Source organism: Streptomyces sp. P9(2023) (genome assembly GCF_032436795.1).
Lineage (GTDB): Bacteria > Actinomycetota > Actinomycetes > Streptomycetales > Streptomycetaceae > Streptomyces.
Genome location: NZ_JAUPWM010000006.1, coordinates 215700 through 233796, shown reverse-complemented (window position 1 = coordinate 233796; position 18097 = coordinate 215700). Strand labels below are relative to the sequence as shown.

General features: G+C 73.3%; 17 protein-coding genes and 1 pseudogene. 6 read left to right on the top strand and 12 right to left on the bottom strand.

All coding sequences use genetic code 11. From position 1 onward, the window contains the following. Positions 1–22: 22 nt before the first annotated feature. Positions 23–409, bottom strand: coding sequence for a MerR family transcriptional regulator (locus tag Q5762_RS11945; RefSeq protein WP_315891993.1), 387 nt, complete (start codon positions 407–409; stop codon positions 23–25). Between the two features lie 65 nt (positions 410–474). Between Q5762_RS11945 and Q5762_RS11940 the strand changes: the two genes are divergently transcribed. From Q5762_RS11940 to Q5762_RS11920, 5 genes are all read left to right on the top strand, one after another. Beyond that, complete coding sequence (locus Q5762_RS11940) at positions 475–1716, top strand: MFS transporter (protein WP_315891992.1); 1242 nt, start codon at positions 475–477, stop codon at positions 1714–1716. 159 nt (positions 1717–1875) lie between these two features. Then, positions 1876–2829, top strand: a complete 954-nt coding sequence (locus tag Q5762_RS11935) for an alpha/beta hydrolase (RefSeq protein ID WP_315891991.1) — start codon at positions 1876–1878, stop codon at positions 2827–2829. Next, positions 2822–3997 (top strand): acyltransferase, encoded by a 1176-nt coding sequence (locus Q5762_RS11930; protein WP_315891990.1) that lies wholly within the window; start codon positions 2822–2824, stop codon positions 3995–3997. Before Q5762_RS11935 ends, Q5762_RS11930 begins: the two co-directional genes overlap by 8 nt. Before the next feature lie 25 nt (positions 3998–4022). Continuing rightward, the gene (locus Q5762_RS11925) at positions 4023–5330 is read left to right on the top strand and encodes a histidine kinase (RefSeq protein ID WP_315891989.1); all 1308 of its coding nucleotides are present in this window, start codon (positions 4023–4025) and stop codon (positions 5328–5330) included. Next, positions 5327–6004, top strand: coding sequence for a response regulator transcription factor (locus tag Q5762_RS11920; protein WP_315891988.1), 678 nt, complete (start codon positions 5327–5329; stop codon positions 6002–6004). The genes Q5762_RS11925 and Q5762_RS11920 overlap by 4 nt, the downstream gene beginning before the upstream one ends. 15 nt (positions 6005–6019) lie before the next feature. On the opposite strand, the gene Q5762_RS11915 is transcribed toward Q5762_RS11920, so the two are convergent. The 6 genes from Q5762_RS11915 to Q5762_RS11890 all read right to left on the bottom strand — a co-directional run bounded on the left by Q5762_RS11915 (position 6020) and on the right by Q5762_RS11890 (position 12812). Beyond that, the gene (locus tag Q5762_RS11915) at positions 6020–7123 is read right to left on the bottom strand and encodes a DUF6183 family protein (RefSeq protein ID WP_315891987.1); all 1104 of its coding nucleotides are present in this window, start codon (positions 7121–7123) and stop codon (positions 6020–6022) included. A gap of 79 nt (positions 7124–7202) precedes the next feature. Beyond that, on the bottom strand, positions 7203–8030 hold the full coding sequence (locus Q5762_RS11910) for a hypothetical protein (RefSeq protein ID WP_315891986.1): 828 nt from the start codon (positions 8028–8030) through the stop codon (positions 7203–7205). Further along, complete coding sequence (locus Q5762_RS11905) at positions 8030–9304, bottom strand: VWA domain-containing protein (protein ID WP_315891985.1); 1275 nt, start codon at positions 9302–9304, stop codon at positions 8030–8032. Before Q5762_RS11905 ends, Q5762_RS11910 begins: the two co-directional genes overlap by 1 nt. 114 nt (positions 9305–9418) lie before the next feature. After that, positions 9419–10327 (bottom strand): polysaccharide deacetylase, encoded by a 909-nt coding sequence (locus tag Q5762_RS11900; protein ID WP_315891984.1) that lies wholly within the window; start codon positions 10325–10327, stop codon positions 9419–9421. Then, entirely contained in the window at positions 10324–11490 is a 1167-nt protein-coding gene (locus tag Q5762_RS11895; protein WP_315891983.1) for a GAF domain-containing protein, read from the bottom strand. Before Q5762_RS11895 ends, Q5762_RS11900 begins: the two co-directional genes overlap by 4 nt. Further along, the gene (locus Q5762_RS11890) at positions 11487–12812 is read right to left on the bottom strand and encodes an MFS transporter (RefSeq protein WP_315891982.1); all 1326 of its coding nucleotides are present in this window, start codon (positions 12810–12812) and stop codon (positions 11487–11489) included. The genes Q5762_RS11895 and Q5762_RS11890 overlap by 4 nt, the downstream gene beginning before the upstream one ends. A gap of 146 nt (positions 12813–12958) precedes the next feature. Between Q5762_RS11890 and Q5762_RS11885 the strand changes: the two genes are divergently transcribed. Further along, positions 12959–13624, top strand: coding sequence for a GntR family transcriptional regulator (locus Q5762_RS11885; protein WP_315891981.1), 666 nt, complete (start codon positions 12959–12961; stop codon positions 13622–13624). Positions 13625–13650: 26 nt separating this feature from the next. On the opposite strand, the gene Q5762_RS11880 is transcribed toward Q5762_RS11885, so the two are convergent. From Q5762_RS11880 to Q5762_RS11860, 5 genes and pseudogenes are all read right to left on the bottom strand, one after another. After that, positions 13651–14367, bottom strand: coding sequence for a flavodoxin family protein (locus tag Q5762_RS11880; protein ID WP_315891980.1), 717 nt, complete (start codon positions 14365–14367; stop codon positions 13651–13653). Between the two features lie 162 nt (positions 14368–14529). Next, a complete protein-coding gene (locus tag Q5762_RS11875) occupies positions 14530–15471 on the bottom strand; it encodes an endonuclease/exonuclease/phosphatase family protein (protein ID WP_315891979.1) in 942 nt (313 codons plus the stop codon). A gap of 50 nt (positions 15472–15521) precedes the next feature. Further along, positions 15522–15705, bottom strand: a pseudogene (locus Q5762_RS11870) (cytosine deaminase); the annotation flags it as partial. 263 nt (positions 15706–15968) lie between these two features. After that, positions 15969–17078, bottom strand: coding sequence for a YncE family protein (locus Q5762_RS11865; RefSeq protein WP_315891978.1), 1110 nt, complete (start codon positions 17076–17078; stop codon positions 15969–15971). 164 nt (positions 17079–17242) lie between these two features. Next, positions 17243–17866 carry an ankyrin repeat domain-containing protein gene (locus Q5762_RS11860; RefSeq protein ID WP_315891977.1) on the bottom strand — a complete coding sequence of 208 codons (624 nt, stop codon included), beginning with the start codon at positions 17864–17866 and terminating at the stop codon, positions 17243–17245. Positions 17867–18097: the final 231 nt, after the last annotated feature.

Sequence of the window (18097 nt, the reverse complement as noted above, 5' to 3'; positions counted from 1 at the left end):
ACCTCGCCGCGGCCGGGGCGCCTCAGCCCCCGGCGGTGGAGCCGGTCGCCAACTTCTCCCGTACGGCACCGAGATACTCGTCCATCGCGTCCCGGTTGCGGGTCAGGCACCGGATGCGTTCGGTCATCCGGTTCCGCTCGTCCTCCAGCGTGGCGAGCATCTCCGGTGTGGCGTCCGGGAAGTGGATGACGCGGGGCTTGTCGAGGCACGGCAGGATCTGCTTGATGAGCCGCGTCGGCAGCCCCGCGTCGAGAAGGCCGCGGATCTGCAGGACGCGGTCCACGTTCGACTCGTCGTAGGCGCGGTAGCCGTTCGGCGTGCGATCGGCGACGATGAGCCCCTGCTCCTCGTAGTAGCGCAGCATCCTGCGCGGGGTGTCGGTGCGGTCCGCCAGCTCCCCGATGCGCATGTGGTCCACCTCACAGCCTGTCGCTTTGACCTTCACATCAATGTGAAGGTTTCAGCATACGTGGCATGAGCAACCACACCGCACAGAAGGCCGGTTCGCCCGTCCGCGAAGTCCGGCTGCCGGCCGCCCGGATCCCCTCCGGCCGGCTGCCCTGGCCCGCGCTCCTCGCCCTGGCCACCGCCGTCTTCGTCACCAGCCTCACCGAGACCCTGCCCGCCGGCGTCCTCCCCGCGATGAGCGCCGATCTCGGTGTCGGCGAACCCGCCATGGGCCAGTCCGTCACCATCTACGCGATCGGCACCGCGCTCACCGCCATTCCGCTGACCGCCGCCACCGCCGGCTGGCGCCGCAAGCGACTGCTGCTCACGGCGGTCGCCGGCTTCGCCGTCGCCAACACGGTCACCGCCCTCTCCACCCACTACCCCCTCACCATGGCCGCCCGGTTCGTCGCCGGCGTCGCCGCCGGTCTCGCCTGGGCGCTGCTCGCCGGCTACGCCCGGCGGATGGTGGCCGTCCACCTCCAGGGCAGGGCGATCGCCGTCGTCATGACCGGCATCCCGGTCGCGCTCTCCCTCGGCGTGCCCGCCGGCGCCTTCCTCGGCGCGGCCCTCGGCTGGCAGTCGACGTTCCTCCTCATGACCGCGCTCGCCGCCGTCCTGATCGGCTGGATCGCCCTCGCCGTCCCCGACTTCCCCGGGCAGCCCCGGGGCGGCCGGGCACCGATCCGGCGGACCCTCGCCATGCCGGGCGTCGCCCCGGTCCTTCTCGTCACCCTAGTCCTCGTCCTCGCCCACACCGTCCTCTACACCTACGTCGCCGCCTTCCTCGACCACCTGGGCATGGGCGGCTCCACCGGCACGGTCCTCCTCGTCTTCGGCGTGGCCTCGCTGCTGAGCATCTGGTTCACCGGCCTGCGCATCGACCGCGGCGTGCGGATCCTGACCCTCGCGGGCCCCGCCCTGTTCGCCGTCGCCACCGGCGTGCTCGCCGTCCCGGCGGACAGCGCCGCCCTCGTCTACGCCGCCGCGATCCTGTGGGGGCTCGGCTGGGGCGGCGCGCCGACCCTGCTGCAGACGGCCGTCGGCGACGCGGGCGGCGAAGCCGCCGACACCGCGCAGACCATGCTCGTCAGCCTCTGGAACGCGGCCATGGCGGGCGGCGGCATCGTCGGCGGGCTCCTGCTCGGCCGGCTCGGCGCGGAAGCCCTGCCCTGGAGCGCGCTCGCGCTCCTGATCCTCGCCCTGGCCGTCGTCACGGCCGCCCGCACCCACGGATTCCCCGCCCGCCGAGGCCGCACCGACGCGTGAGGCCAGCGCGTCGCGACGGCCCCGGAAGGACGCCACCCCTACCCGTCATACTTCGGAGCTACAGAACGACTGTCCCCCCTGGCGGGACGCCGACTACAACGCGTGATCCATACGTTCGGCACCGGAACGACGAACCACTCCGGTACGGAAGGACACGCCATGGCGTCCCGCCCGCACAGCCGCCGGCTGCGCCGCACACTGCTCAACGCGCTCGTCATCGCCTCGGTGGCGGTGCCGACCGCGGGCGCCGCCCGCCCCGCCGCCGTCCCGGCGCCCGCACCACCCGCGCTCGGCACCCTCACCCAGGCCACGGCGACCACCCTGGACGCCCGGTACGCCGTCAACCGCGACGCGGTCCTGGCCGCGGCCAGGACCGCCGACGACTACGGCGACCGGAAGCGGGCCGCCGCCCTGCGGGCCATGGCGGGCCGGGACCGCCACCTCCTCTCCTTCGACGGCCGCGACGGCGGCCGCAGTGTGGAGGTCGTCGGCGACCTCGCCCGCGCCGACCGGACAGCCGTCCTCGTCCCCGGCTCCGACACCGCGCTCGGCAGCGCACGCTTCCGGGCCGGCGCCGTCGCCCTCCAGCGCGAGCTGGGCGGACGGAGCGCCGTCCTCGCCTGGCTCGGCTACCGCACCCCCGCCACCGCGAGCGCCGCCGCCCTCACCCCGGGTCGCGCCGAAGAGGCCGCCCCCGAACTGCGAGAGTTGGTACGGGAGTTGAAGGCGGTCAAGCCGGCCGCCCGGCTCACCCTCCTCTGCCACTCCTACGGCTCCGTCGTCTGCGCCGAGGCCGCCCCCGGACTCCCCGCCGACGCGCTCGTGTTCTACGGCAGCCCCGGCACCGGCACCGACCGCGCCGCCGACCTGCGTACCCGGGCCGCCGTCTGGGCCGGCCGGGGCGGCTCCGACTGGATCGCGCACGTGCCGCACCTCCGGGTCCCGCTGCCCTTCGGCGAACTCGGCTTCGGCACCGACCCCGTCGACCCGGAGTACGGCGCCCGCGTCTTCGACGCCGGCCCCGGCGGGCACAGCGACTACCTCGTGCCCGGCTCCGTACCGCTGGCGAACCTCGCCCGGATCGTCGCGGGACGGGAGCCGGCCGATGCGTGACCTCGTCCGCGCGTACAGCCGCCGTATCGAGGCCCTCACGCCACCGGGCCGGGACCGTGCCCTGGACGCCCTGCGCGCGCTCGCCATCCTCGGCGTCGTCCTAGGCCACTGGCTGGTCACCGCCCTGATAGCCGACAGCGGCACGGTGCGCGGCGCCAGCCCCCTGACCCACCTGCCCGAATTCACCCCCGTCTCCTGGCTGTTCCAGACCCTCGCCGTCTTCTTCCTGGTCGGCGGGCTGGTCGCCGCCCGGGGCCATGCCGCCGCCCGCGACCGCCACGAGCCCTACCGCGACTGGCTCCGGGCCCGCCTCGGCCGGCTCTTCCGGCCGGTCGCCGCCGTGCTCGCAGTCTGGACCGTCGTCGCCCTCGCGGTACTCGCCGCCGGGGTGCCCTGGCAGACCGTGCACACCCTCGGCAAGCTCGTGCTCTCACCGCTCTGGTTCCTGCTCGTCTTCGCCGCGCTCACCGCCGCGACCCCGCTCGTCGCCCGCGTCCACCCGCTGTGGCCGCTCGCCGTCGTCCTCCATGTCGACCTGATCCGCTTCGGCCTCGACGGGCCTGCCTGGCTCGGCTGGATCAACGTGGCCGCCGGCTGGCTCGTCCCGTACTGCCTCGGCGCGGCCTGGGCCCGGAACGGCCTGAAGGACCGCAGGACAGGCTGGACCCTGCTGCTCGGCGGGACCGCCGCCACCGCCCTCCTCGTGCTCTTCGCCGGCTACCCCGCAGCCATGGTCGGCGTCCCCGGCGCCCCGGTCTCCAACCTCAACCCGCCCACGCTCGCCGCCGTCACCTTCGGCCTCGCCCAGTGCGGTGGCGCACTGCTGCTGCTCGGCCCGCTGCGCCGGGCCCTGCGCCGGCCCGCCGCCTGGGCCGCGGTGGCGCTGCTCAACCTGAGCGCGATGACCGTCTTCCTCTGGCACCAGACCGCGATGATCGCCGTCACCGCGACCGGCCTCCTCGCCGGCGGACTCCTCGGCCACGGCCCGCTCCCCGGCCTCCACTCCGTCCCCGACGGATACGGCTGGATCCTGGCCCGCATCGCCTGGCTGCCGCTCTTCGCCGCCGCGCTGCTGGTCTGCTGCGCCGCCTTCCGTACGTACGAACAGGGCGGCAGGCCCGGCCGCGAGGCGCGCCCCGCCGCGAGGCGGAAGGCGCGACGTGCCTAGGGTGGACGGGCCGAAGGGGGAACACATGGGGGAGCGCCATCAGGCGTGGCTGCGGGGCGCGTTGCGGGAGACACCGGGGACGCTCCGCGCCGAGCTGTGGACCTGGGCCCGCGACCCGCTGCCCCGCCACACCTGGCTCGGCAGGCTGCCGCACGCCCATGTCGCGCTGTTCGCGGTGCTCGTGGGCATCGGTGACGTGAACGTGTACGCACGGGTGGTCGGCCCCTTCGGGCAGACCCGCGCGCTCATCGTCGTCCAGGTGGTCGCGCTCGTCCTCGCCCTGTCCCGACCCGCCGGGGCCTGGTGGATCTCCACGACCGCGCTCTTCCTGATCGGGCTGAGTAGTCAGCACGCCGCCGACGCACAGGGGCTGTGGCCCTGGAGCGCGTACGGCATCGCCCTGCAGACCCTGCTCCTGTTCCTTCTGGCCCTGCGGGTGTCGGCGCCGGCCGCCGGGATCGCCCTGGCCGTCACCGTCCTGTCCGGCGCGCTGAACATCTTCCTCACGTCGGCCGAGGGCTCCCTGACGGGCGGCACGATCGCCTTCTCCATCGCGGTGATCGTCGGCGCCGCGCAACGCGGCAGCCGCGTGGCCCGGACCCGGCTCACCGTCCAGGAGGAGCTCACCGCCGAGGAACGGGCCCGTCGGACCCTCCTGGAGGAGCGCGGGCGGATCGCCCGCGAACTGCACGACGTCGTCGCCCACCACATGTCCGTCATCTCCATCCAGGCCCAGGTCGCCCCGCATCTCGTCGAGAACCCCTCCGACGAACTGCGCGAACACCTGGCCGGCATCCGCCAGAACGCGGTCGAGGCGCTCACCGAACTCCGCCGCGTCCTCGGCGTCCTGCGGGCCGAGGACCCCGACGCGGACCGGGCGGGACACGCGCCCCAGCCCACCCTGGACCGCCTCGACGACCTCCTCGCCAACGTCCGCGCCGCCGGACTCACCGTCGACGCCACGACCACCGGGGAGCGCATGCCGCTGGCCCCCGGCATCGAGCTCTCGGCGTACCGCATCGTCCAGGAGGCGCTCAGCAACGCGATGCGGCACGCCCCCGGCGCCCGGGTACGGGTGGAGATCGGCCACCGGCCGACCGGGCTCACCCTGCGCGTCGCCAACACCCCACCGACCCGCCCCGCCGACCCGGCCTCCGCCCTCTCCTCACCGGGGCCGCCCGGACCGCCCGGACCCGGGCACGGCCTGCTCGGGATGCGCGAACGCACCACCATGCTCGGCGGCGAACTGGCCGTGGGACCCACCCCCGACGGCGGCTACGAAGTGACCGCCACCCTCCCCGTACCGAACACCCCACAGAAGGACGGCACATGACCAGCGGCACGATCCGGGTTCTCATCGCCGACGACCAGATGATGGTCCGTCAGGGCTTCACGGTGCTGCTGAACGCCGAACCCGGCATCGAGGTCGTCGGCCAGGCCGTCGACGGCGCCGAGGCAGTCGCCAAGGCCGTCGAACTCGCCCCCGACGTCGTCCTGATGGACATCCGTATGCCGGGCACCAACGGCATCGACGCCACCCGCCACCTCACCGAACCCGCCGGCTCCACCGTCAAGGTGCTCGTCCTGACCACCTTCGACCTGGACGAGTACGTGTACGAAGCGCTGCGCGCCGGTGCCTCCGGGTTCCTCCTCAAGGACGCCTCCGCCGAGGAACTCGCCCACGCGGTACGGGTAGTGGCGAGCGGCGAGGCCCTGCTCGCACCGAACATCACCAAGCGCCTCATCGCCGAGTTCTCCCGGCTCAGCGCCGCGCCCCGGGCCCCGCTCAAGGGCCGCGTCGGTGATCTGACGGAGCGTGAGACCGAGGTGCTCGCGCTGATCGCGAACGGTCTGTCCAACGCCGAGATAGCCACTCGGCTCGTTCTCGCGGAGCAGACCGTCAAGACCCATGTGAGTCGCATCCTGGTCAAACTGGGCCTGCGCGACCGCACCCAGGCCACCGTCCACGCCTACGACATCGGCCTGGTACGCCCGGGGGGGAGCTGAGCGGGGTGTCGGCCGTCAGTCCGTGTCCGAGGCGGCGATGATCGCGACGCGGGTGCGCGTCGGGTCGAGGACGGCGAACGCCATGTCCGACAGGTCGCCGAAGAAGAAGTCGTTCCCGGACCGGCGGGCCAACGCCAGCCGGAGCCAGCGGTACTCGGCCGCCGCGCGCACCGCCCGGGTGTGCGGGACGGACGGGTCCAGGTCCATCAGGGCGTACAGCGCGCGCCAGGTCGACAGCCGGACGTACGCCCCCGGGCGGCCGTCGCCCCACACCCCGCCCGAGAACGCCGCGACGCACAGATCGCCGGCCAGGTCGTCCGCGGTGGTGTGCGCGGCCGCCAGCGTGTCCGGGGTGAGCCCGGCCAGGCACCGCGAGCCGATCGCCGTCAGCAGCGCGGAGTTGAAGTCGGCCGGGTCGAGCGGTTCCGGCATCGTGAAGAACTCCACTGCCGACGACGCCAGTTCGGCGAGGGGGTCCATCGCGGCCTCGGTGCGCCGGTCGTCCGGTGCCCGGCGCGCGCCGCGGCCCGCCAGGGCCCCGGCGGCCGTCGGCGGTATCTCGGGATAGCGGGCGTGCAGTTCGTCCGACTTCAGGGAGCCGAGGGTGGAACCCCGCCACCAGGCCCGCTCCCGCATGGCGCTCTCGAAGTAGAAGGAGGCGAGCGGCAGCCAGGCGAGCGGATGGCCGAGCTCGCGCAGCCCCGCCTGGTACGCCGTGTACGGCTCCCGGTCCAGGCCCCAGCGCAGCGCCATCTCCTGAAGCAGGCAGGCGCGGAACTCCGTGTCGGGGTCGTCCGCCTTCGGCGGCAGTTCGAAGTACGGGGGGAGCGTCGCCGAACTCGGGCGCCGCACCAACTCCCGTACGACATGGGCCATCAGCTGAACCGCGCCCGGCGCGCCCGTACGCCGGGCGGCGTACTCCCCGAGCCGTACCGCCCAGTCCGTGGCGGCCTGGGAGCGCTGCCGCGCCAGGAGTTCGGCGAGGCTCATGATCTCCGGCGCGCTCAACGAGCCTGCCACGCGAGGCGGTTCGGTCGCCAAGGAGTAGAGGCGTTCGGGGTCGGTGACGGCGTACACCTTCAGCGAGGCGTCGTCGGGCAGGGCGGTCGGTTCCGGCATGCGCCCAGGCTACGGGGAGACGAAATCGCCGAGCGGCCACGGGTCCGGGGGACCCGTGGCCGCTCGGGGCGCTTCGGCGTCAGACGGCCGGCGGGACCCGCGACGGGCGGCCGGAGCCACGCGTCAGCGTATAGCCGCCGATGCCGGCCAGCGCGCCGAGCACGCCGCCCGCGACCGTCCAGATCCAGCGGTCGGACCACCAGCCCGAGGACCAGCCGTCCTCGGGCGCCCGCGCCTCGACCGCCGACGGGGCGTCGGCCGCGGTCGCGTCCTCCGTCGTGGCACCGGGCACCAGCGGCGCCGCGAGCGAGCCGCCGCCCGCGTACGCTCCGCCCTTGTCGGCCGAGCCGGCACCGATCCGGGCCGTGAACGGCTGCCCGAGGTCCTCCTCGGGCAGGCCGGTGACGGTGAGCCGGATGTAGTAACTGCCGGGCAGCGGATCGTCGTCCCAGGCGTCGGCCCACGGGCGGACCGGGCGCAGGGTGCAGGACAGCTCCACGGACGGAGCCTCCTTCGCCGCCGCCTTGGACTGCATTCCGTACATGCACGGCTGGCGGCGCCGCAGACCGTCGTAGACGTCGATCCGCCAGGTGGAGGCGCCGTGCCGGGCGGTGGACTCGGGCAGCGTGACCGAGGCGGTCACGGTGGGCCGCTGCCCGGTGTCGGCGGGGAACACCCAGTACAGGTAGTCACCCGTGGAGGCCTCGGCGGTCGCCTGCAGGCCCTGCCGGAAGAAGGCGGCGGTACGGAAGGTGGTGCCGGCCTCGGTCGGTCCCGCCGTCGACTCGGCGCTCGCGCTGCCGCTCGGGGTCGGGGTGGCCGAGTCCGCCAGGACCGGCGCGGCGGCCGGGCCGAACAGGGCGGCTCCCGCCACGAGGACGGCGCTCAGCGCGCGTACGGTACGCATCAGTTGGTCCTCCAGACGGCGACGCGCCAGCGGGACGCCCAGCCCCACAGCAGACCGCCCACGAAACCGGCCAGGACGAGCACGCCGAGCAGCCACCAGCCCCGGCCGAGGCCGAAGGCGGCCACGTCGGAGGCCTCGTCGGGACCGTCGACCAGGTCGACGGTCAGCTCGATGGGCATACCGGGCGTCGTCTTCACCGACGGCGGCGCGGAGAACGAGTTGCTGACCTGGAGGCAGACGGTCTCCGCCGCGGGCTTGTCCGCGTCGGCGCCGTCCACCCGCTGCTTGGGGTAGCGCAGACCGGTCGAGATGACGTCGGTCCGTCCGTCGCCCGCCTCGGAGCCTCGGACGATCTCCCGGCCCCGTACGGTCACGGCCCGCAGCAGCACGCCGTAGTCGTTGTTCACGGCACGGTCGGCGGAGACGCTCACGGAGGCGCGCAGCTCCTGGCCGGGGAGCACGTCCACCTTGTACCAGCGGTGCTGCCCGAAGGTCTCGCGGTCGGTGTACAGACCGGGCTTGAGCACCGGGGCGGAGGCGCAGCGCTCGGCGCCCTCGGTGGCCACCGGGGTGACGACCGGGTCGGCCGCGCGGTCCACCAACTGCCGTACACGCTTGGAGAGTTCCTCGGTGCGCCGGACCGAGGTGTACGTGCCGCCGGTCGCCTCCGCGATGCAGGTGAGCTGCTGGCGGATCTTGGCGTTCGGGACGAGGCCGAGGGTGTCGATGGTCAGGTGGATGCCCCGGGCGGCGATGTCACGCGCCACCTCGCAGGGGTCGAGCGGGGCGCAGGTGTCCTCGCCGTCCGTGATGAGCACGATGCGGCGGGGGGCCTTGTCGTCGCCCTTGAGGTCCTCCGCCGCGCCGAGCAGGGCGGGCCCGATCGGGGTCCAGCCGGTGGGGGCGAGGGTGGCGACGGCGGTCTTGGCCTCGGTGCGGTCGAGCGGGCCGACCGGGTAGAGCTGCCGGGTGTCCTTGCAGCCCTTCTTGCGGTCGTCGCCGGGGTAGTCGGCGCCGAGGGTGCGTATGCCGAGCTCCACCTTCTCGGGCACCGCGTCGAGGACCTCGTTGAAGGCCTGCTTGGCGGCGGCCATCCGGGACTGGCCGTCGATGTCGCGGGCGCGCATCGAGCCGCTGACGTCGAGCACAAGCTCGACCTTGGGGGATTCCTTCGCCGCGGGTTCGTCGGCGGCGGCGCCGCTCGGGAACAGCCCGACGGCCAGGACGGCGAGCAGCGCGCACGCCCCGGTCGACAGCCGTTTTCTCGTGATCATGGGGCGGATCGTAGGGATGATCGTCCGACAATCCAAAACTGCCCCGTGCGCGGACTCCTGAGGGGGAGTCCGCGCACGGTCCGCACACGGGCAGCGCACGGTCAGATGCTGCCGTCAGCGCATGTCGGCGGGGCGTTCGGCGCCGTCGAAGGGGAACCGGCGCCGGAAGTCGTCGGCAGCGTCCTCCAGGGTGCAGAAGCTGACGCCCTCGTGGCCCGACACGTACTCGATGAAGCGCTCCAGCATCAGCAGCACCTGCGGGCGGCCGCTCACGTCCGGGTGGAGCGTGACCGGCACGACGGCGTACTCCAGCTCGCGGTGCACCCAGTCGAACTGGTCGCGCCAGTCCTGCTCCAGGGCGCGCGGGCTGACGTACCCGTGGCTGTTGTGGGAGTGCTTGTTGAACATCATCGGCGGCAGGTCGTCGACGTACCAGTTGCCGCAGAACTCGACCAGGTCCACCTCGTGGCCGTGGACCAGCGGCCGCATCCAGTCCTTGGCCTCCTTCGTGTAGTCGATCTTCGTCCAGCTGTCGCCGACCCGGGCGTAGAACGGGGTGAAGTCCCGGTAGTTCTGGCTGTGGTCGTAGGAGAAGCCGTACGTGTGCAGCAGAGCCGCCGTGTGCGGCGACATCTCCCACCACGGCGCCACATAGCCGCGCGGCCTGCGGCCGGTGTACTCCTCGATGAGCTCGACCGAGCGGGCGAGCACGTCCTCCTCCTGCTGGGGGCTCATCGCGATCGGGTTCTCGTGGGAGTAGCCGTGCGCGCCGACCTCGTGGCCCGCCTCCACGACCATCCGGGTCTGCTCGGGGAAGGTCTCGATCGAGTGGCCGGGGATGAACCAGCTGGTGCGTATCCCGTACCGCTCGAAGAGCTTCAGGAGCCGCGGGGTGCCGACCTCGCCGGCGAAGACACCGCGCTGGATGTCGTTGGGCGAGTCCTCGCCGCCGTAGCTGCCGAGCCAGCCGGCGACGGCGTCCACGTCGACGCCGAGCGCGATCTTGATGTCCTTGGTGGTCATGCGGCAGGGGCCTTTCCGTACGTGTCGAGAAGGTGGTGCACACGGTCGACCGCGGTGGCCATGACGGCCTGGTCGGCGGCGCTCCAGTCCCGCTCGGCGAGGCTGTGGGCGGAGATCCAGCCCGTCATCTCCGCGTCGCGGACGACCGGCGAGAGGAGCTGGGCGTGGACTCCGTAGACGTCGATCAGGGCCTGCGGCGGATGCGGGTCGGCGGCGAAGCGGGGCTGGACGAGGGGGACCCGGTGGCGCTCCAGCCACTCGACGGTGTTCAGCCGGCGCTGGTCCAGCGAGGCGTCGCGGCGGATCGACCGGACGCCCGGGCCGAGGGCCTCGGCCGCCGTGAGATCCACGTGCAGGCCGTGCGCGGGCAGGTCGAGCCGGAGCGTCGTGCGGTCCGCGCCGACGGCCTCGCGCAGTTCGGCGAGGACCTGCTGGAAGCGGGCGCGCAGGCTTCCGGAGCGCAGGAGGTCGCCGTGTGCGCCGAGGGCCGGGTGGGCCCCGGCGAGGTCGAGCGCCTGCCAGAGCGTGGCGGCGACGCTGTCGAAGACCGGGACGCCGAGGGCCTCTTCGAGCCCGGCCGCCGCCCCCGCCCCGTACACGTTGGTGCAGACGACGGCGACCGCGTGGACGGAGCCGGCGGCGGCCTCCTCGATCTGGCGGGCGACCTCGGCCTCCGGGATCCGGGCGAACGCCTCGTTGTCGCTGACGCCGAACGGTTCGGCGAGCACGCACTCCAGGCCCTCGGCGGCGTACGTCGTCACGATCCGCTCGGCGACGTCCGCCGTGTACGGGACGGCGAGCCCGAGCCGGGTCACGCCGTAGGCGGCGCAGGCGCCGAGCAGGGCGAGGGTGGACGTGGTGGCGGGGATGCCGGTCGCCTCGGTGAGAGCGGCACAGAGCGTGCGGTCGCGCTCGACGCCGAGCCACGAGCCGGACGTGCCGTTCCACACCAGGACGTCCACAGCCGCGTCGGCGAGCTGCCGGGCGGCGGCGACCATCGGCGCCGGGTCGAACTGGGCGTCGGAGCCGCCGTCGAGGGCGATGCGGGTGACGGGGACCCGGGCGAAGTGCGCGGTGACGTCCCGTTCTTCTGTCAGCAGGCGGTAGGTCACCGGCTCAAGACAGGTGTTGGAGGACGGGGTGAGCATGCCGATACGCGTCATCGGACGGAGAGCCTTCTGCTGTAGTCGAGGACGAGGGAGGAGAGCGTGAACAGCACGCCGGCGCCGACGAAGTAGAGCAGCGCCCAGGTGTACGAACCGGTGCCGCCGACGATGTAGCCGACCGCGATCGGGGTGACGATTCCGGCGATGTTGCCCGAGAGGTTCATCGCGCCGCCGACGACTCCGGCGTTGGCCCGGCCGGCCAGGATGGAGGGCAGCGACCAGTACAGGCCGGCCCAGCGCAGGAAGAACATGACGACGGAGAGCAGCGTGACGGCGGTCGCCGCGTCCGGTACGAGCACCACACCCAGGAGCCCGGCGACGACGGCCGTGCCGGCGACGCCCATCATCGTGCGCATGACCTTGTTCGCCCCCGCGCCCGCCGCCTTCCAGCGGTCGGAGAGCCAGCCGCCGGTGAGCTCGCCGACGAAGCCCGCGCCGAAGATGACCAGCGTCGACCAGCCGATGGTCTTGATGTCGAAGCCCTTGGTCTCGGAGAGATAGAGCGGGCCCCAGGTGAGCAGTCCGTAGAAGACGCCGTTGAAGCCCATCCAGCCCAGGCACATGGCCCAGAAGGCGCGGTGCCGCAGGTACGGGCGCAGACCGGTGCGCTCGACGGCCGGACCGGCCGCGTCCTCCTCCGCGTGCGCCCGCTCGATGTACGCGGCCTCCGCCTCGTCGACCCCGGGATGCTCGCGCGGGGTGTCGCGGATGTACCAGGCGGCGTACAGACCGACGGCGACGGTGAGGAGGCCCGCGATGACGAAGCTGAGCCGCCAGCTGCCCGTCCAGGCGATCAGCGCGGAGATGAGGACACCGCCGAGCGCCGCGCCGAGCGGGGCTCCGCCGTCGAGCAGCACGGCACCCCGGCCGCGCTCCTTCGCGGGCAGCCACTGGGCGTTGAGCTTGCCGCCGGCCGGCATGACCGGCGCCTCGACGGCGCCGAGCAGCAGGCGGTAGCCGAGCAGCGAGCCCGCGCCGGTCGCCGCGGCGGTGACGGACTGGGCGACGCCCCAGCCGATGCACGCGCCCGACACCATCTTGCGGGGGCCGAAGCGGTCGGCCAGCCAGCCGCTCGGGATCTGCATCAGCGCGTACGTCCAGAAGAACGCGCTCAGGACGAAGCCGGTCGTCTCCTTGGAGAGCCCGAGGTCCTCGGTGATCAGTGGCAGTGCGACGGAGACGGAGCCGCGGTCGATGTAGTTGAGCGCGACGACGCCCAGCAGCAGGACGAACATCTTCCAGCGCACCCGGCTGGGGCGTCTTCCGTGGGCGGGGGCGGCGGTTGCCTCGGCCGCCTCGCCGACCGATGGGGTACTCATGGGCAAACCCTCGATTCACGCATCGGACAGGGTGAAACACGGAGGGAACCACCGCCTCCGCGTTTTGGTATACCAAAGAATGAGGGCGCCCCCGGGAGTCGTCAAGCATTTGGTATACCGTGATGACTTCGATACGGGGAGGACACATGACCGGGACCCAGGCGGCCGGCGCGACCACGCCGGCGAACGGCGGCGGATGGCTCCGCGACCAGGTCTGCGAAGGGCTGCGGGACCGCATCATCACCGGCCGGCTCAAGCCCGGCGACCGGCTGGTCGAGCGCGATGTCGCCGAGGAGTTCGGGGTCTCCCGCGTACCGGTGCGCGAGGCCATCCGGATCCTGATGGGGGAGGGGTTCCTGCAGGCGCTCTCGCCGCGCCGGATCGTCGTCAAGCAGCTGTCACGCCAGGACGTCGAGAACCTCTTCGACATGCGCGAGGCCCTGGAGGTGCTCGCCGTCCGCCGCGCCGCCGAACGCCGCACGGACGCTCAACTCGACGAACTGTGCGAGCTGTTGGAGGAGGCGCGGCAGGCGACGGACTCGGGCCGGGCGGAACGCGTCTCGCGCGCCAACACGGCCTTCCACCACCACATCGTGGAACTCTCGCACAACGAGCTGCTCGCCACGACCCTGGAATCACTGGAGGGCCGGCTGCGCTGGCTCTTCCAGCAGATCGACGACCCCGGCTCGCTCTGGGACGAACACCGGGTCCTGTACGAGGCGATCGCCGCGGCCGACGCCGACGCGGCGGCGGAGTGCTCGCTCCACCACATCCGCCACTACCGGGACGTGGCGCTGCGCCTGCTCTTCTAGGGCTTCTCGTGTGGCGCCGGGGCGTGCTAGCGGTGCTCGGGGTTCGAGTAGTCCTCGCGGCAGCCCGCGTCCCAGGCGGCGCGCTGGTTGCCGTGCGCCGGGATCCCGCCGGCCCGCTTGACCATCGCCGCCAGATGCATCAGGTTCCAGGCCATGAACGAGGTGTTGCGGTTGGTGAAGTCGTTCTCAGGCCCGCCCGAGCCCGGCTCCAGGTACGACGGCCCGGGCCCGGCCGCACCGACCCAGCCCGCGTCCGCCTGCGGCGGGATCGCGTAACCCAGGTGCTGGAGGCTGTAGAGCACGTTCATCGCGCAGTGCTTGACGCCGTCCTCGTTGCCGGTGATCAGACAGCCGCCGGCCCGGCCGTAATAGGCGTACTGGCCCTCGCTGTTGAGCAGGCTGGAGCAGGCGTACAGCCGCTCGATCACCCGCTTCATCACCGAGCTGTTGTCGCCGAGCCAGATCGGACCGCACAGCACGAGGATGTCGGCGGCCATGATCTGCTCGTACACCTCCGGCCAGGCGTCCGACGCCCAGCCGTGCTCGGTCATGTCCGGCCACACCCCGGTCGCGATGTCGTGGTCGACGGCCCGCAGCAGCGAGGTCGTCACGCCCTGACCCTCCATCACGGCCCGGCTGCGGTCGATCAGCCCCTCGGTGTTGCTCTCCTCGGGGGAGCGCTTGAGGGTGCAGTTGACGTAGATGGCGCGCAGATCGTCGTAGCGGTACGCGGACGTGGTCATCGGCCGTCTCCTCGCGGGGTGGGTCACCGGAGTGGAGCGGTACGGGTGCCACGCCACCCCACCAGCCTCCCGACCCCTGGGCGTGCGGGCCAACCGTGGGCGACCGACCGGATGACGACCCACGGCAGCCTTCACGGCCGCCGACCTCACGGCCGCCGGCCGTCAGCGCCGTACGCGGGCGGCCACCGGCAGATGGTCGCTGCCGGTGTCGGGCAGCGTCCAGGTGTCGCCGACCTCGGCCTCGCCGCGCGCCAGGACGTGGTCGATGCGGGCGAGCGGCAGGGTCACGGGCCAGGAGAAGGCGAAGTCGTCGCGGTCGCCACGCACCTGGGACAGCACGGGGGCCAGGCCCCGGTCGTCGACGGTGCCGTTGAGGTCGCCGAGGACGAGTACCGCCGTGGACCGGTCGGCCGCGAGGGCGCGCCCGAGACGGGCGGCGCTCTCGTCACGCCAGCCGGTCGCGTACCCCTGGGTGGCCCGCACGCGGACCGAGGGGAGATGGGCCACGTACGTCGTCACATCGCCGCGCGGGGAGCGTACGACGGCCCGCAGGCCCCGGTCCCAGCCCGCGTCGACCTCCGCGGGCTTGATGTCGACGCGCGCGATGTCCGCCAGCGGGTGCTTCGACCACAGCCCGACCGTCCCCACGGTCGCCCGGTACGGGTGCGTGGGGTCGAGGGCGATCCGGTAGGCGGGCAGGCTCGACGGCGTCAGCTCCTGGAGGGCGATGACGTCGGGGTCGGGGCCGAGGAGGATCCGCGCGACGCGGGACGGGCTGGTGTTCTCGTCGCTGACGTTGTGCTGGACGACCGTCAGGTCGTACGTCCGGGGGGTGTCGGGCGACCAGAGGGGCTCGCGGAACACCCCCACCCAGACGGCGGCGAGGGTCAGACAGGCGAGGGCGGTGACGGCCGAGCGGCGCACGGCGGCGACGATCAGGCCGAGGGGCACGGCGAGACCGAGCCAGGGCAGAAACGTTTCGACCAGGCTCATCGGGTGTCCGGGCAGGCCGGGCAGCCACTGGTGGACCAGCAGCAGTCCGCCGACGACGGCCACGACGATCGCCGTGAGCAGCCCGCGCTTCTTCTTCTCCGTGGCCTCCACATGACCCCCTTCGGGGGAGGGGACGCGGCCGGGCGCGATCCAGTTCCGGTTCAGCGCAGGCGGCCGTCCTCCGCGACCACGCGGCCCGCCCGGACCACCAGCTCGCGGCGCGGCTGGTCGACCACGACCTGAGCCACGCACTCGCCGTCCACCAGCATGAAGTCGGCCGGCGAACCGGCGGAGATCGGCGCGCGGCAGGCCCATGAGGTCCGCGCCGCCGTCCGAGGCCAGCCGATGGAGGTGCGCGTCGACAACGTCGGCAGGGCAAGACGGCAGGCCCCGTCCACGTACTCCACGACCGTGCCCTCGGGGACGGCGTCCGCCGCTACGAGTACCCCGTCCACCGCGATCAGGTCGGCCGGCGGACCGCCCCGGGGGCGCACGTCGCGGAAGACGGTGGCGACGGACGAAGGCTTCGGGACCACGGGGCTCTCCTCGCCGAGGGGAAGGGTGCGTTGTGACAGGTGAAGTACCACACGCCGGACGGCCCGGTCCGGCTATAGGACCGCGATGCCGAGGGGGCGTTCGCCGGCCGCCAGGCGGTGTGTCTCGCCCGTCGTGAGGTCGACGACGGTGATGCCGTCCCAGTAGCCGTCGCGGGTGAAGCCGCCGGTGACGTACGCGGTGCGGCCGTCCTTCGACACGGTGACGTCCTCGTGCGGACCGTCCAGCGGGTGGACCCGTTCGGTGCCGTCCGGCGCGCGGACGGTCAGCGAGGGGCCCGCGTCCTCGGAGGGGTCGATCGGACCCGTGCCGACGACGAGCAGTGTGCCGTCGGGCGTGATCGTGGCCCCGTGCTGGTGGGTGTTCGCCGTCATCGGGGCGATCTCCGAGCGGCCGGTCCTCGGGTCGACCACCACGAGCCGCTCGCCCTCGAACGGCAGCAGCAGCCGGCCGTCCGATGGCCGTACGACCGCGTAGTGCGGCTTGAGCCACGAGCCCAGACCGCCCTCGGTGCCGTATGGGGCGACCTCGATGCGACGCGGGTCGAGGGTGTCCGCGCGGACGACGGTCACGTCGAAGGAGTCGTGGTCCGTCACGTACACCTCGGAGCCGTCCCGCGCCACGTCGACGTCGAACGGACGCCGCCCGACGTCGACCGTCGCCGTGACCTCACGGCTCGTCGTGTCGATGACCTCGACGGTCCCGTTCCCGCCCGGCACGTTGACGCCGACGTACGCCCGGCGGCCGTCGGGGGAGAGCGCGATGCCCATGCCGCCGCCCCGGTACTCGCCGGTCGTGACAGGTCCGCTCTCCGTCTCGTACGGGATGAGGGCGAGCCGCGCGCGGGTACGGGTGTCGACCACCGCGACGCCCTCGGCGGTGGCCACCCAGGCCCGCCCGTCATCGCCGACGGCCAGGCCGTACGGCGCCGTACCGACCTCGACGGAACCGGTCGCGCCGCGCCGCGGGTCGACGAAGGTGACCGTGTCGGAGCCGAAGTCGGCGACGAGCAGGGTGCCGTCCGGGGTCGGCGTGGGAGCCGACGCCGGCGGGGGTGCGGGGGAGGACGCGGTGGCGGAGGCCTCCCGGGGTGCCGCGTCGGCGCCCCCGTCGGGCGCGCAGCCGACGAGGACGGCGGCGAGCGCGGCGAGCGGCACGAGCACGCGCGCGCGTCGCTGGGGTCGTACGCGTCGCTCGGGTCGTACGGTCCCTCGTATCCGAGTCCCCGTCCCCGTCCCCGCCCGTACGTTCGCGGGTGCGCCGGCCCGAGCAGGTGCGTTCGCGTGGGCGCCGGCCCCGGTCCCTGCGTTCGTGGTTCGTGCGCGGCTCATCGGGAGGTCTCGTCTCCGGCACGGGCCGAGGCGGCCGCGAGGAGTCCGGCGATGCCGGCGAAGCCGCGGCGTCGGGCGTGTTCCAGTGGAGTGGTTCCGTCGTGGTCCGCGAGCAGCGGGTCCGCGCCGGCGGTGATCAGCAGCTCCACGATCTCCTCGTGCGCCCGGCCGCCGTCGCCGAGGATGACCGCCTCCAACAGAGCGGTCCAGCCGAGCCGGTTGACGTGGTGTACGTCCACGTCCGTCTCCCGCAGGACGGCCCGTACGTACGCGACATGGCCGCGTTCGGCGGCGGGGATGAGCGAGGTCCCGCCGAAGCGGTTGGTGAGGGTCAGGTCGGGGCCGGCCGGGAGCAGCACGCGCATCATCCCCACGCTGCCCGTCACGCCGGTCACCAGCCACGGGGTGTCCGCCCGGCTGTCCCGCGCGTCGGGGTCGGCGCCCGCCTCGACCAGGAGGGCCGCGGCGTCGACCCGGTCCGCCCGCGCGGCCAGCAGCAGCGGACTGCGCAGCTCCGCGTCCCGGCAGTCGACGTGCGCGCCGGTGTCGAGCGCGGCACGGATCGCCGAAGTGTCCCCCCGGTCGGCTGCCGTGAGCAGCAGCTGGTCGTTCGGATCCATGGCGGTTCTCCTTCGCACGGCGGTCAGCGGCACGGACGCGTCCCTTCCCGGTGTGGCGGAGGCAGTCGGTCCGCTCTCCCCACCATGGTGGGCCGACCTTGGTCCCGAGCCGGTAGGCCCTGTGGATCTCCGTGCAGCACCGACCGGTGGACCTCGGGGTCATCCGATCGGACGACCCGCCGCCCGTCTCCTGCCCGGCCGCCGCCCGCCCGCCGGCCGCCCGCGCGTCGC